The organism is Pantoea sp. GD03673 (assembly GCF_029844725.1).
GTDB lineage: Bacteria > Pseudomonadota > Gammaproteobacteria > Enterobacterales > Enterobacteriaceae > Pantoea.
Genome location: NZ_JAOCKJ010000017.1, coordinates 1 through 13002 on the forward strand (window position 1 = coordinate 1; position 13002 = coordinate 13002).

15 protein-coding genes and 1 pseudogene are annotated in these 13002 nt (G+C 50.5%); 5 read left to right on the top strand and 11 right to left on the bottom strand.

The features are described 5' to 3' along the window. Positions 1-262: 262 nt before the first annotated feature. The 3 genes and pseudogenes from N5J69_RS20855 to N5J69_RS20865 form a co-directional block, all read right to left on the bottom strand. Positions 263-415, bottom strand: a pseudogene (locus tag N5J69_RS20855) (VOC family protein); the annotation flags it as partial. Further along, positions 387-686 (bottom strand): hypothetical protein, encoded by a 300-nt coding sequence (locus tag N5J69_RS20860; protein WP_072005119.1) that lies wholly within the window; start codon positions 684-686, stop codon positions 387-389. The gene N5J69_RS20860 and the pseudogene N5J69_RS20855, both read right to left, overlap by 29 nt. Before the next feature lie 129 nt (positions 687-815). Next, the gene (locus N5J69_RS20865) at positions 816-1508 is read right to left on the bottom strand and encodes an FCD domain-containing protein (RefSeq protein ID WP_029571199.1); all 693 of its coding nucleotides are present in this window, start codon (positions 1506-1508) and stop codon (positions 816-818) included. A gap of 457 nt (positions 1509-1965) precedes the next feature. On the opposite strand from N5J69_RS20865, the gene N5J69_RS20870 reads away from it, so the two are divergent. The 3 genes from N5J69_RS20870 to N5J69_RS20880 are packed head-to-tail and all read left to right on the top strand — an operon-like array spanning position 1966 to position 4367. After that, the gene (locus tag N5J69_RS20870) at positions 1966-2622 is read left to right on the top strand and encodes a hypothetical protein (protein WP_159222867.1); all 657 of its coding nucleotides are present in this window, start codon (positions 1966-1968) and stop codon (positions 2620-2622) included. 18 nt (positions 2623-2640) lie between these two features. Next, positions 2641-3480 (top strand): fumarylacetoacetate hydrolase family protein, encoded by an 840-nt coding sequence (locus N5J69_RS20875; RefSeq protein ID WP_029571201.1) that lies wholly within the window; start codon positions 2641-2643, stop codon positions 3478-3480. A 59-nt stretch (positions 3481-3539) separates the two neighbouring features. Then, a complete protein-coding gene (locus N5J69_RS20880) occupies positions 3540-4367 on the top strand; it encodes a helix-turn-helix transcriptional regulator (RefSeq protein WP_029571202.1) in 828 nt (275 codons plus the stop codon). Between the two features lie 13 nt (positions 4368-4380). On the opposite strand, the gene N5J69_RS20885 is transcribed toward N5J69_RS20880, so the two are convergent. Next, positions 4381-4944 (bottom strand): YbhB/YbcL family Raf kinase inhibitor-like protein, encoded by a 564-nt coding sequence (locus N5J69_RS20885; RefSeq protein WP_109653986.1) that lies wholly within the window; start codon positions 4942-4944, stop codon positions 4381-4383. A 591-nt stretch (positions 4945-5535) separates the two neighbouring features. Here N5J69_RS20885 and N5J69_RS20890 point away from each other — a divergent pair. Beyond that, positions 5536-6105, top strand: a complete 570-nt coding sequence (locus tag N5J69_RS20890) for a TetR/AcrR family transcriptional regulator (RefSeq protein ID WP_159223855.1) — start codon at positions 5536-5538, stop codon at positions 6103-6105. A 52-nt stretch (positions 6106-6157) separates the two neighbouring features. After that, the gene (locus N5J69_RS20895; RefSeq protein ID WP_067437284.1) at positions 6158-6634 is read left to right on the top strand and encodes a nuclear transport factor 2 family protein; all 477 of its coding nucleotides are present in this window, start codon (positions 6158-6160) and stop codon (positions 6632-6634) included. A 277-nt stretch (positions 6635-6911) separates the two neighbouring features. On the opposite strand, the gene N5J69_RS20900 is transcribed toward N5J69_RS20895, so the two are convergent. The 7 genes from N5J69_RS20900 to N5J69_RS20930 form a co-directional block, all read right to left on the bottom strand. Continuing rightward, a complete protein-coding gene (locus N5J69_RS20900; RefSeq protein WP_067437282.1) occupies positions 6912-7550 on the bottom strand; it encodes an NAD(P)H-binding protein in 639 nt (212 codons plus the stop codon). A gap of 332 nt (positions 7551-7882) precedes the next feature. Further along, positions 7883-8278, bottom strand: a complete 396-nt coding sequence (locus tag N5J69_RS20905; protein WP_236566368.1) for a helix-turn-helix domain-containing protein — start codon at positions 8276-8278, stop codon at positions 7883-7885. Between the two features lie 86 nt (positions 8279-8364). Next, positions 8365-8790, bottom strand: coding sequence for an ester cyclase (locus tag N5J69_RS20910; protein ID WP_115763932.1), 426 nt, complete (start codon positions 8788-8790; stop codon positions 8365-8367). A 1469-nt stretch (positions 8791-10259) separates the two neighbouring features. After that, positions 10260-11192 (bottom strand): plasmid replication initiator RepA, encoded by a 933-nt coding sequence (gene repA, locus N5J69_RS20915; RefSeq protein WP_159222866.1) that lies wholly within the window; start codon positions 11190-11192, stop codon positions 10260-10262. 291 nt (positions 11193-11483) lie between these two features. Continuing rightward, positions 11484-11732 (bottom strand): replication regulatory protein RepA, encoded by a 249-nt coding sequence (gene repA, locus N5J69_RS20920; RefSeq protein WP_039390291.1) that lies wholly within the window; start codon positions 11730-11732, stop codon positions 11484-11486. A gap of 134 nt (positions 11733-11866) precedes the next feature. Then, a complete protein-coding gene (locus tag N5J69_RS20925; RefSeq protein ID WP_159222865.1) occupies positions 11867-12403 on the bottom strand; it encodes a phospholipase D family protein in 537 nt (178 codons plus the stop codon). 86 nt (positions 12404-12489) lie between these two features. Then, entirely contained in the window at positions 12490-13002 is a 513-nt protein-coding gene (locus tag N5J69_RS20930) for a hypothetical protein (protein ID WP_039390284.1), read from the bottom strand.

Consider the following 13002-nt stretch of genomic DNA (forward strand, 5'->3'; position numbering starts at 1 on the left):
TGTTAGCGTGTTCCGCACAAACGCTGGTTAAAATTTCCGTTAAGTGCTTCTTTTATATGTCTGTAAACGGCGTGCTGTCGGCGCATTTCTGAGGTCTGTCATCTCAGTAACAGTATCTCATAAGCCATCCTACGGGATGGCTTAATTCCTTCCTTACGTAACTTTGGCACAAAGCGGACATACGTGCTGCAAGGTCCGCTTTGAGCGAGAAGCGGACCTTCAGTATTTACGGGTACGCCTGCACTGGCGCACCCGTTTACACTCAGGGCTTCCATCGGCGCAGAGAGGTATGGTCTTCATACGGCAGCTTTGAAGGCAAAGAAATCAGTTCAATGACGCTGCCCCACGGCGTGCGTCCGTAGCAGAAGACGTTATTCTCCCCCACCTCAGTTGGAAACATCAGGGGCTGTTTCGCGGGTATATGCATCCGGGTAAGGAGTAGCGGCCTGATACTGAGCCAGGTGGACATGATCGGAGATTAATCCGGGTAAAACGGATTTTCCCACGTAGTTTTTTACTTCGCCATCTTTGGGAATAGCCACAAAGGAGGCAGGGCCGACCGCACTGATGTACTGCCCGTCAACAACAACGCGCATGTGTTCCTGCGATGGCTTTCCCAAACCGTCGATAAGGCGGACATCATCCAATACATAAGATTGTGCAGCCCAGCCATTAATGGCAAACAACGCAAACAGGCATCCAGAGAGGTATTTCTTTTTTATAAGGGTTCCTTTTTTAACAAACCTTATGAGTCTGGATGAATTCGGCAGGGTTCACCCGCCAGAAACGTGCAAACCCTGTCCCGTATCACTCAGTTATCCGTGAAGCATCAGCATACCGTGTTCATCGAACAGCTTTATCACAACGTCGGTCGTTTTCTGAATGTGTTCCTGCATAAGCCGTTTTATCTGCTCTGTATCTCTGCTGAGCGCAGCCTCCATTAACGCCTTGTGCTCGGCGTTAAGATCTCTCTCACCGCGTGTCATATTGACGGAAAGGATGCGGTAGCGTTCATTCTGGATAAAAAGCATGCGTTGCATACGAAGCAGCCAGGTGTTTGGGCAGGCTGACGTCAGGGCATCGTGAAACCGGTTATGGCGGCGATTCCATTCAGGCGTTCCGGGCCATTCGTCATCGCCGTTGCCGTAACGAGCCAGAAGATGAAAGGCTGACAGGATCTCTCCCTCCCAGTTCACATCTCCATGTGCGAGAGATTCGCTAAGGCATTCGCACTCGATAAGCTTTCGGGTTGCAGTCAGGTCAAGCAGGTCTGCAAGAGAGACGGGCGTGACGCGGAACCCCTTCTGCGGCTCTGCGATCACCAGATTTTCTGACGTCAGGCGGGAGAGCGCTTCGCGGATAGCACCTACGTTGGTATCCAGCGCTTCGGCAAGCTCTTTAGTGTTAACACGCGCTCCCGGGACGAGCTGGCATGAAAGTAGGGCGTCGCGCAGGCGGGAGTAAGTCGTCTGAGTCAGACTGTCTCTGGATGCGAGGCTTTCGTTCATAGCGTCACTGTTTCCTTCGAGGGTAATAAATTATCATTTACAAAATAGATTTTATGAAAGAAAATCTATTTTGTAGTGTTTAATCATCTTTCTGGCATATTATGACGGCTCACATTCAAGAGGTCTCTACCTCAGATAAATATTTGTGAAATGGCGTAATGACAACGGAATGCGGGCGCTTGTTTGCAAGCATGCCTTGGTGGAGCGGTCCCACGCCAGGCGTGGTGGAAATACTGAAAGACCGCAGCTGGGAGCCCTTTCCTGACAATGCGTGGAATGAATGGGACGGACGAGGCGATCCGCTGAAACACTTTGTGGACGTAAACAGCATTTTCAGTGACGGGAAGGGAAGTCTCTGGGTACTTGATGCCGCGGCGCCTGATTTAGCAATGCCATTGAAGGGGTTGTAAAACTCATTGAGCTGGACATTGAGACCGGCGAAACCAGAAGGACGATTGTGTTTAGGCCTGAAGATGCCCATTCCGGCACCCGGCTTGTCCACATTCGCTTCTGTCGCCATTACGCCATTATGACCGAGTCACGCGAAGGCTCGTTTTATGTCATTGACCTTCGCGATAATTCTTACCGAAGGATCTTGGCTGGCCATCCGCTGATGCGCTGCCGCACCGCAGACGTTCCAGTTATTGAAGGGCGCAGAGTGACGTTTCAGAACGGGCAGCCCATGTATATCCATAACGACTTGCTGGAAATTCACCAGGATAACCAGACGCTGCTGTTCATGTGTCTTTTTGGCGCGCGCATCTTCAGGGTTGACTTCGATCTCATCACTGATTTTCCTGCGGTGAAGACGAAATTGCAGCCGGTATATCAGTTTATCAGGAAGTGGGTATCTGGGTTGCTGGCATGTGTCGCGACAAAGCCGGCAATATCTACCTTACCGATGCTGAAAATAACGGTGTCATCTGTGATGAATCCCGCCGGGGTAATTACACCTCTGGTGCGGGATGATCGGATTATCTGGCCTATCGCCCTCTCCGTTGGTCCAGATAACCGTGTTAATTTTCCGTCCACGCAACTCAACCGTATCCCGATGCTCTCCGGTGGAGAGAACAAGGTGCAACTCCCTTGGGCTATTTACAGTTATCCCCTCTGAACCCGCAATGAGGTCTGTATGAAAATTTGTCGATATGGTGATGCTGGCTTTGAAAAGCCCGGTGTCTTTGACAGTAACCTTCAGCTACGCGATTTATCCGGCATTGTCAGCGATGTGACACCCGGGACGCTGACGACTGTGCTTAACGCATTCAACAGCGAGGAGGATGTTCTACGCCTTCCCATTGTTCCGGGCAACCCGCGCCTCGGGCCACCGCTCAGTACGGTCTCCAAGTTTGTGGCTATCGGCCTGAACTATCGTGACCACGCTCTGGAGGCCAACCTTCCTATACCTGATGAGCCGGTTGTGTTTTTCAAGGCACCAAGCTGTATCAATGGTCCTGACGACGACATCATTATTCCTCCGCACTCAACCAAACTCGACTGGGAAGCTGAGCTTGGGATTGTGATAGCCACCAAGGCAAAGCAGGTCAGCCAGGAGAATGCGCTGGAGTACGTTGCCGGCTACTGCATTGTGAATGATGTGTCTGACCGCGGATTTCAGTTTCAGTCATCGCAGTGGGACAAGGCTAAAAGCTGCGACACATTTGGTCCGATGGGTCCGTATATCGTCACCCGGGATGAAGTCTGTGATCCGCAGAACCTGTCTATCTGGCTGGAAGTTAACGGTGAAAGGCGGCAGTTCAGCCATACTTCTCAGATGATCTTCAGCGTCGCCGAGATAGTCTCCTATGTCAGTCACTATATGACGTTGCTCCCGGGAGACGTGATTGCCACGGGAACACCCGCTGGCGTTAGTCTTGGCATGAAACCCGAACCGGTGTGGCTCAAAGAGGGCGATAGCATACGTATTCACGTGGAAAAACTGGGCTATCAGAATCAGACCCTGAAGCGCTAACCCAGCAATCTGACAGATGATGAGACTGGCAGTTAGTCGGTCTCTTGACGGGAGGCAGGATGGCAGAAAGGAGTATCATAGTCAGGGCCGGAATCGGCAGCACCGCGCACGTTCATCAGGTTCAGCCGCTGCTTGCGCGCAATATTATTATTGATGAACCCACTGTCATACTGGTTCGTCAGGGGAGTAAATGCATATGCGCGGCGGGGAAGGAACTGGTCATCAATGCCGGAGAAGCGGTCATTGTGGGTGGGGGTGAGTCATTCGATATCACCAATATACCGACAATAGACGGTAGTTACGAGGCTGACTGGCTCAGCTTCAACATCAGTATTGTCACAGGTTATACCTGTACAAACTGCAATGCCGCTCCTGTCACCGAGGTGCATAAATTAGGGGGGGCCAGTGAAAGCTTCCGCCGCGCTTTTTATCATACCAGAGAGATATTTACGGATTCAGCAGACATTCCTGAATCTATTGCTATAGCCCGCATGCGGGAGATGCTCAGCTGGCTGGATGAATACGGCATCTACTTCGGAGATTTTCAACGGAGCGGAATCGGAAATAAAATCCGAAGGCTCGTGTCTTCGGATATGTCATATGCATGGAATATCAACGATGTATCCAGGCAACTGGGGATGTCTGAAGCCACGCTGAGGCGCAGGCTTTCGGCGGAAAGTAGCTCGTTTTCGCGAATTATTGCAGATGTGCGCATGTGCCGGGCCCTGACGCTACTGCAGGTTACTGATTTATCAGTCATACAGATAGCCTATGAGGTAGGCTATATTAGCCCTTCAAAATTTTCGGCGCGGTTTCGTAGCCGGTTTGGGTTTTGTCCGGGTCAGGTTCGAACGTTAAAAAACACTGAGCAGTTAGTGCAAGCCTGACCCGTAACTGGCTTTAACGCCCCTGCGTGATGCGAATTTTTGCTTCACCTAGCGAGTTTGCCCTGGTCATAAAGCCGACCATGGCCGGTGTGGAATCAGCGGTAATATTGGGCACTTTATCTACTTTGAGCGCAGTGAGCGTGACCACATAACGATGCGTCTGGCCCTTTGGCGGGCATGGGCCACCGTATCCGGGCACACCAAAGTCGGTGCGCGTCTGGATTGTTCCTGCCGGGAGGCCTGTATTGTCTTTTGCGATGTCCGACGGGATCGATTTTGCATCTGCAGGAATATTCACTACTTGCCAGTGGACCCAGCCCAGGCCTGTGGGTGCATCACGATCGTAGATCTGCAGCGCGAAGCTTTTTGTTCCGGCCGGTGCACCTGACCACGTGAAGGACGGCGATTTATTCTCTCCGGCACAGCCGAATCCGTAAGACTCGCTGAGTAGCTGAGTATTCGCGAAGCGGCCTGAACCAAGCTCTTTACTGGACAGGGTAAAATCCGCAGCGAGTGCGGACTGGCTGAGCAATGCCAGGCACACAGCACCGGCTACAGGAAGAAGGTATTTTGACATCAGTTGTCTCCAGAAGGGTTGTCGCCTATGATTTTAAGAACAGCTGGAAAAGGTTTCGCTCCTGAAACAATCAAAGACTGTTCCAATACGCTCATTTGAAATCATTTTATTAAGAGGTTTTCAACGGTACTACTACAAACCGATAGCGAGCCTAAAGAGTCCGCTATGAGCGATCAGCGGACCTTCATATTTATGCATTGGACACTCCATCAGCCATTATTTCGCCGCGCTTTAGGGATGCATTGTTCTTATAACTGATATACGCAAAATGTCATCAAAACCCCTCCAACAGGCCGGCATCATCATTTCAGCAGTACTTCTCATCCTTTTTATACGGAGTTAATCCATCCATTACGCAAGCCAGCTACCCCGGCTTATGTTACAGCCACTGTGCGCGTAGACTAGCTCGTCTGACTTTTTACCTTTGTGCAGCTGCCTTCATCGGTTTCTCATCAAAGTAAATCAGGCTTGTGCCTGATACTGAATTAACTCACTGTTATTAAAAGCATTTACTAAGAATTATTGTCATTAGAAACTTCAATGATGCAAAACTTATTGACAGGGGTAGAACAATCATTCTACCTTCTCGTCATGAACATGACGTCAGGCAATACCCGTGAAAAGATCCTTAAAACTGCTGAAGAGCTTATCTATAAGAACGGTATTCATGCCACTGGCATGGACCTTATTGTTAAGACCTCAGGAGTGGCAAGGAAAAGTATTTATCGACAATTTTCAGGTAAGGAGGACATTGCAACTGCCGCACTGAGTGTGCGCGACGAGCGATGGATGTATTGGTTCAGAACAGAGACAGATAAAGGCAATACGCCACAGGATCGTATCCTGAATATATTTACGGTGCTCAACAGCTGGTTTAAATCTGAGGGTTTCCGTGGTTGTGCGTTTATCAATACAGCCGGAGAAACGGGTGATCCCGAGGACCCCGTTCGCCAGTTAGCAAAGATGCATAAACAAAAGTTGCTGGATTATGTCGGCGAACTTTCAAAACAGCTGAATATTCAACATCCGGAAGATTTGTCCAGAAAGTTGCTGATTCTCATTGAGGGAGCAATTACGACATCTTATGTCATAGGGGATCCTGATGCTGCAGATAACGCGAGAGAAATTGCGCAGATGCTGCTTAAGCAGGTCTCTCCGTAAGTCCGGTATAAAACCACTCTGAATTTTAAACAATGATTACAGGAGTCTTTAAATGACGGGATCACAGGCACGTCCACCATTACCGCCGTTTACTCTGGCAACAGCGACAGAGAAGGTACGCCTCGCCGAAGATGGCTGGAACACACGGGATGCTGCAAGAGTGGCACTGGCCTACACTCTGGATACTAAATGGCGTAACCGGGCTGAATTTGCAAAAAATCGTGACGAAGCCCAGGGCTTTCTTGAGCGCAAATGGAAAAAAGAGCATGAGTACCGCCTAATCAAAGAACTCTGGGCATTTGGCGGCAATCGCATAGCAGTTCGTTATGCCTACGAATGGCACGACGATTCGGGTAACTGGTTCCGCTCTTACGGCAATGAAAACTGGGAGTTTGAAGCTGACGGACTTATGAAAAGACGCTTCGCATCAATCAATGACATGCCAATTAAAGAAAGTGAGCGCAAATTTTTCTGGCCACTGGGACGCCGTCCGGACGATCATCCGGGCCTTTCAGACCTTGATCTGTAAAACAGTAAGCCTCTGATAGACTGTATCTTCGCCAATAACTGATTCTTTACGAACAGATGACCTTCGTAAAAAAGTTATTCACGCCGAAGGGCGAGCACATAATAATAGTTTGCTGAATGATCGCGTATTGTCAGACCAGGCTGGTGGGATGGACAAATATCACCGAATGTTTAATCAGAAATTGCCGGTGGGGAAGTGTAACTGTGATTATTGATGAATACAGGCGTAATGTGTGAGGGAGCCGGGAGGACGTAAATCCCCGGCTCCCTTAATTATGTCAGCGATGCGCGACAGTCATGATACTTCTGATGTGGTTTCTTTGTGAAATTTCATTCACGAACGCTTCAGCATAGTCTGCATATGAGATCCGACTTAGACCATCAGCGCCTTTCAATAGGCTACCACCACCAGTCTGGTAGTCGCCTGTTTTCTCCGATGGACTAATCTCCGCGGCAGGGGAGAAAAACGTCCATTCTAAGTCATCTGCGGTCTGATAAATTTTATAAGCCTCATCATGAGCCAGGCCATAAGGATAGTAATCTGATGGAAAGTAAGGGGCATTGAGCAGCTTTTCACCCGGTGCGACTTCAAGACTTGCAGCGCCACCCACAACGATGACACGCTTGATATCTGCAGCACGGGCTGCACTGATTATGGATTGGGCGGCTCCCACCAGTTCACCAATGTGCTCGCCATGGACGCCAAAAGCACTGGCCAGAACATCAGCCCCGTGAATGACTTTTCCAAACGAAGCCGTATCATAAATATCAGCGACTTCAAATTTGACATCTTGCAGCTCTTCGGGAACAGGGCGACCTGTTCTGACAATACCTGTAACAGTATGTCCCTGACGCAGTGCTTCCCTGGCAATCTCAAATCCGATTTTTCCTGTTGGTGCTATTAGCGCAATTTTCATTTCTGATCTCTCTTTCATAAAGTGAGTTGTGGCGTGACTTATCGGACACATTTAAAAAAGTGCACGTGGGAATGACGTCACATCAAAACGATTGCTTATAATCAGGACGTATTTAAATAAATAATTCTTGCGATTAAAACATCACGTAATTTTTTCACTTTTCAGGCGCCTGTACCTCCATAAATTTATTTCTGATTCACCATTAATCTCAGACATTGCCTCATAAATTCTATCCCGCAAAAGCAGGCCGTTACTGATTTTTATTCAGCAGCCAGTTGCAGGTGTCTGTGATTAACCTGGTTATTTCGGTATGTCAGTTTTAAAGTCCTGGCTCACATCTCGTTATCATTAACTATTGCGGACCTGAGTACGTCGTCTGGAATGTTCTGTCCCCAGTTATTCATGGTCAGCAGAATCGGTTCCAGTGATTTACCCAATTCCGTCAGTTCATAAATCACCTTGGGTGGTGTTTCAGCATAAGCGGTACGCATGACCAATCCGCTCTTTTCAAAGCGTCGCAAACGGTGGGTGAGTGTATGCGCGCTGATACCAGTTAGTGATGTACGTAATTCGCTAAAACGCTGAGGACCACGCAGCAATTCTCTGACAATTAACGTTGCCCAGGGACCATCAAGTAAAATGAGAAATCTCGCCACACCGCATGATGGCAGGTTACATTTCAACATATGTATCTGACCTAAAGTTTTTGGCGCCAGCACCTGAATCATAAATTATCACACAGCGATGCGTTTTGGGTGACATGACTCTTCACTCATGTCTGAGATTACCCCTGAATGTCTGCAGTCTCAGCTAATCAACTTACCAGTTTAGGGATGATGTCGAGCGCCTGGAGCATTGAAAGCTGATCAAACTGCTCCCAGTGACCATTGATTTTTCCATTCTCAAGAGAATAGGCAGTAATGCCGTTAAGAGAAAAATGACGGCCTGTCGCCGGCAAATGAAGAAACTGTCCCGTATGCTCTACCTCTGCATGCCAGATTGCGACAACGGTATCACCCTGTTCAATCATCCGGTCAACATGATAAACCTGCCGGAAAGCTTTATTAATAAAGCGCACGCTGTTCTCAAACCCTGTTTTATCAGGTTTTGCGCCAAATACAGGCGAATGATCCTGAAATGAATCAGACAGACGCTCGTTAACTAATTGAGAAGCAATGTCTGCATCGTTTGAGTTATAAAACGCTGTAAAAAGATCGGCACCGTAGGGATTAATACTCATCTTAAACCTCGTTAGTTGAAGTGAAAAAACCTGGTATTGCAGAGATTTTTACCGGTAAAGGGGAACCCCGATAAAACGAAGTTCGCCCGACAAAAAAATCCCTGTCTTTTATTTTGTGCATTACTCTCCCGGATGGTGCATTCATACGTTCCTTCAGGGCTTAATGCTTATCAGCATGAGAAAAATCGAGGATTCTCATGCTGTGCTTCACCGGGCAGGCTCAATAGTTCATTACGTGCATCAGTTACGTCAAATGCACTAATGCAGTTTTTATTCCTTTTCCTGAAATTTTTTATGGATGCGTATGATGAGCTTGTTCACACCTCCATAACTGCGTTGACATGCATTTTTTACATACCTTGCTGCTCTGGCTCTGAGTGGCATCAGTTTTTACTCTTTTGCTGGCGCGATCATTTTTTTGGGCTCGAATGTAATTCTCCACGAGATGCTGTGGCTGACATTGGCTGCATCGCCCGCCCCTAAAGGCAGATTTAACTCTTTACGGGCCAGAAGACTGACGCTATGCCCAATAAAAAATGGTAAGCCAGCTTTTTTGAACGTCCGCTTCTGGCACGAAGCGGACATTCAGTTCAGTTAGTTTATACAGACATAAAGTAAACGAGGCTGATGAGCAGTGCGCAGCCAGGCTCTGAATGCCGCCAGGCGGCATGGAGGCGCCAGATGATGTCCGGGCAGAGTACAGTGGTCAGACGGCGCCGTACGCCCGGCGCAGCCGGTTACGGCCTGATATATGGCGCTACCCAACCCCTTCCTGCTAAGCCAGACGGCCTCAAAGCGACGATAACGTTAATCTAATCCCGAAGCCCCGGTGAGCGGGCTGGACGGCGCAGAGCGACGTACAGGGCGTGATTTCCGGGGTCTTAGGTTTACTGTTCATTATGAACAGTAAAACTTAGAGGATTAGTTACACCATCCATTACAGCCACTGCAGTTCCGGCCCTTCGGGCCGGGCGGCGGCGGCTGGTCAGTGGGGGCAACCGGGTTTCAGGACCGGCTCAGGTCAGGCCGGAGAGGGGCTCGGGTTATACGGTTCTGCTCGGAACGGGGTTAATAGTGTTACTATTGGGTGTTGTAACTAACGCGCTCTGCCCGCCGCTTGCCGGCGGGAGCTACCTCAGTCTTTTAATTCTGAGCGGCGCGGTCGCGTGTGGCCGCTGCAAGCGAAGGCATTAAACTTATCCACGCAAAATGCCGGTATGAAAACCTTATTAGTTATTTTGATTATTTCTTTCTGACGTAAGTCAGGACTATTTTGCGCGTAGCGCTGATTATGATTGCCTGTAACCTGCTGATATTAATTGCGGGTAACTGTGGTTAAAAAAAGCGGCACGCTGCTTTGCAGCCACGATTCGTGAATTTCCGAGGAAATGCCGGCGCAGAAAAGGGCGTTCAGTGCCCGGCACAAACGACTTTACCGCCAGTCAAGGCGGTTAAAAAGGTAGGTCGTGTCAGTGGACTATATCGGGTATTTCAGGGAGTACGGGCTCATAGTCGAGCCCCAGCTCCAGCTGTCGCAGACACTTCCAGACCAGGCGGTCAAAGTCTTCAGTCGGAAGATTGCGCCAGACGTGAGCCGGACGCGTGCGCAGCAGCTTGGCCATCGCGTTACGCCTGTCATCGAGCGGCAGTTTACTCAGGCGCTTGTGGCGCTTCTGCTTTAAAGCTTTTTCGCGACGGCTTATCAGCGTGGCCATGCGCATATTTTCATACCAGCGGCGGCGGGCGGCGCGTACTGAGGCGTGCGTGCCTGGATCAATGATGCCATCAGCCTCAGCAGCGAGACGCTCATTGCGCTCCGCGAGAAACTTATTCATATCGATGCCGCACAGCTGCCAGAACTGATCGGTCAGCACGATATGTCGCGGCATGCAGTAACCCGTCACCGGGTCCATTTCCAGATCTGGACGCTCTATCAGGCCGTAGCGCTCCCATTCTTCAAACAGGCGGGATATCCGGCTGGGTTCAACGCGAGTTTCCGGAATGACGTCGCCATTTTCATCTTTCGGGCTCAGCTCATCAGCCAGTTTGCTGCCGTTAAAGGTGACCACTGACGTGGCCAAATCTGCGCGCTGCACGCAGAGCGGCCACATTGCGTCATACAGCGCCTGCTTTTCCGGCCGGAAATCACGTTTCCGGCCTGCAGCATCACGAAGGTGGACAAAATAGGGATGCCGGGACATGCGCTGGCGCAGCGTCATTTTGCCTGTGCGCTTGTCTTTGGCTACTAGCCGGCTCATGGCGTGCCCCATCTGACCGGGAAGACGTCTGTAATTTTTCGGTGCAAACCACTCCGGATTAGAGCATTTGCAGGCGGTGGAATGATCGCCACGGTGGCGTTTGTCAGGTCGTGATGATGTAGTGAAGGGTATCTGCTTAAACATGCCTGCCTGCGCTTATATTGCGCAGGCGGAGTAAGCCCAGAACGGATTGTCTTTTTCTGGCCATAAATCTATACTCCCTGCACAGGGCAATAATCCTGTGCAGAACGATACTGAAACCCCGTTAATCCTGTGGTCGCCAAACTCAAGGGATTAGCGGGGTTTTTACTTTTCTGATTTGGTCATACCGCCTCAGATCCCTGCCACCTTACGGCGTGGCCAGCCATAAATTCTTAACTGTCCGTAATCTATCACCTGATGAAGCGTTCAGCATTAAAGTGAACCCTTCACATCCTATTTTCTACGCCCGGTTTCGTTCTCGATAAGACGTTCAAGAACCTCTGCCTGCGTCAGGCCATCAGCTTCGCAGAGCTTTATCAGCGCCTGTTTAATCTCAGCTCTGATAAAGACTTTTATCTCTTTATGAGTTTCCCGTTTTCTGGCCTGGTAAGCTTTTGCTCGCTCATTGTCAGATGTGGGATTCTGCCGGCTGCGGGTGAGTTTCTTTGCGGGGGCTGATGTTACTGAATCACGGGGGCTCATGCTCGTACCCTGCTGCAAAATAAGACTTTCCGCAGAATACCATAAGCCAAATCAGTAATGCCCTTTCTTTGTGATACCTGAGCAGCTGCTGGCGAACTGACTGCTCCGGCGTTACGGACGATAAGCTGCGGCTGTCAGTACGGCAGTCGGTAGTCTGTTCCGGCGTCCCAGCGGGATTGCCAGTGCTGAAGATAACAATCGGCAAGTTCCGGCATACCTTCGATGACCAGCGCGTTTTCGCTGTTGTACCGGGCGCCCGCGCGGGTGTAGTTGACGCTGCCGGTTTCGACCGTGCGCCCGTCGGCAATGATAAATTTGTCGTGCAGGGCTGCATACCGGCCATTCAGTCGGACAGGAATGTCACGCGCCGTAAGCACGTTTATGGCCACCTGGCTTTTGCGATTCTGGTTCGCCTTTTCATCAAGCACCACGCGAACGTCAACGCCGCGCGCTTTTGCCCTGACCAGAGCAGTCGCCACATCAGGGGACGTGAAGCTGTAGCCGGCAAGCCGGATTTCGGCCTGGGCGCGGTCAATGACGCCGAGCACCAGTGCTTCAGCGCTGCCTTCCGGGGAAAAACCGACGCTGACGCCGGGCGCGCCGCTGGCGTGCCCGGCAGGCGACAGTAGCGTCAGACTGCTCAGGAGCAGTGGCACAAGAATGACTTTCATGAGGGTTCTCCGGGGGTCGTGAGCGTGCGGGATTTTCAATCCTGGACGCGAGGGACCGGCCAACCGCAGGGCGGCAGGCCGTTTGTTCAGTCTGCCTTGCCGGTAACCAGCACGTTCAGCAGGACCAGGTCGGAATACGCGTAACGCAGCAGCTGAAGGCCGGCAAAAAATACCGCCGTATTCAGAAAGGGCAGCAGCCACAGGCTCATATTGTGCATGGCCATACCCGCCAGCGGCGGCATGATAAGCGCGCTTATGCCTGTAGCCACAAACACGGCGGTAAGGTTTCGCCCGCGAGCAAAGCGTCCTTTTTCCCGTGTCACCAGCTGCGGATGCAGCAACAGGGTCACCGGCATCATGCCTGGGCGGGTTTTCATATCCCGGATGCGCGCTGTTTCGGCATCGCTCAGAATATGTGTGTCAGAAAAATCCTGAATGAACGCGTCTACTATGCTCTGCACAGCTTCACTGCAGCGAGGCTCTCCGCCCCCTTTACTCCAGCGGCGAAGCAGTGCGCCTTTTGATCTGAACTCAGGCATCCAGGCCGCCAGCATCATCAGGGAAACGGCCACGGTGGTCGCAATCAGAAGTAATGTCAT

Excerpts from the sequence above, each read along its gene's own strand:
- N5J69_RS20880 (WP_029571202.1), top strand. The coding sequence starts at position 3,540 with ATGGCAGAAAGGAGTATCATAGTCAGGGCCGGAATCGGCAGCACCGCG.
- repA (WP_159222866.1), bottom strand. The coding sequence starts at position 11,192 with ATGTTTAAGCAGATACCCTTCACTACATCATCACGACCTGACAAACGC.
- repA (WP_039390291.1), bottom strand. The coding sequence starts at position 11,732 with ATGAGCCCCCGTGATTCAGTAACATCAGCCCCCGCAAAGAAACTCACC.
- N5J69_RS20905 (WP_236566368.1), bottom strand. The coding sequence starts at position 8,278 with ATGATTCAGGTGCTGGCGCCAAAAACTTTAGGTCAGATACATATGTTG.
- N5J69_RS20895 (WP_067437284.1), top strand. The coding sequence starts at position 6,158 with ATGACGGGATCACAGGCACGTCCACCATTACCGCCGTTTACTCTGGCA.
- N5J69_RS20875 (WP_029571201.1), top strand. The coding sequence starts at position 2,641 with ATGAAAATTTGTCGATATGGTGATGCTGGCTTTGAAAAGCCCGGTGTC.
- N5J69_RS20865 (WP_029571199.1), bottom strand. The coding sequence starts at position 1,508 with ATGAACGAAAGCCTCGCATCCAGAGACAGTCTGACTCAGACGACTTAC.
- N5J69_RS20925 (WP_159222865.1), bottom strand. The coding sequence starts at position 12,403 with ATGAAAGTCATTCTTGTGCCACTGCTCCTGAGCAGTCTGACGCTACTG.
- N5J69_RS20910 (WP_115763932.1), bottom strand. The coding sequence starts at position 8,790 with ATGAGTATTAATCCCTACGGTGCCGATCTTTTTACAGCGTTTTATAAC.
- N5J69_RS20885 (WP_109653986.1), bottom strand. The coding sequence starts at position 4,944 with ATGTCAAAATACCTTCTTCCTGTAGCCGGTGCTGTGTGCCTGGCATTG.
- N5J69_RS20890 (WP_159223855.1), top strand. The coding sequence starts at position 5,536 with ATGAACATGACGTCAGGCAATACCCGTGAAAAGATCCTTAAAACTGCT.
- N5J69_RS20900 (WP_067437282.1), bottom strand. The coding sequence starts at position 7,550 with ATGAAAATTGCGCTAATAGCACCAACAGGAAAAATCGGATTTGAGATT.
- N5J69_RS20930 (WP_039390284.1), bottom strand. The coding sequence starts at position 13,002 with ATGACATTACTTCTGATTGCGACCACCGTGGCCGTTTCCCTGATGATG.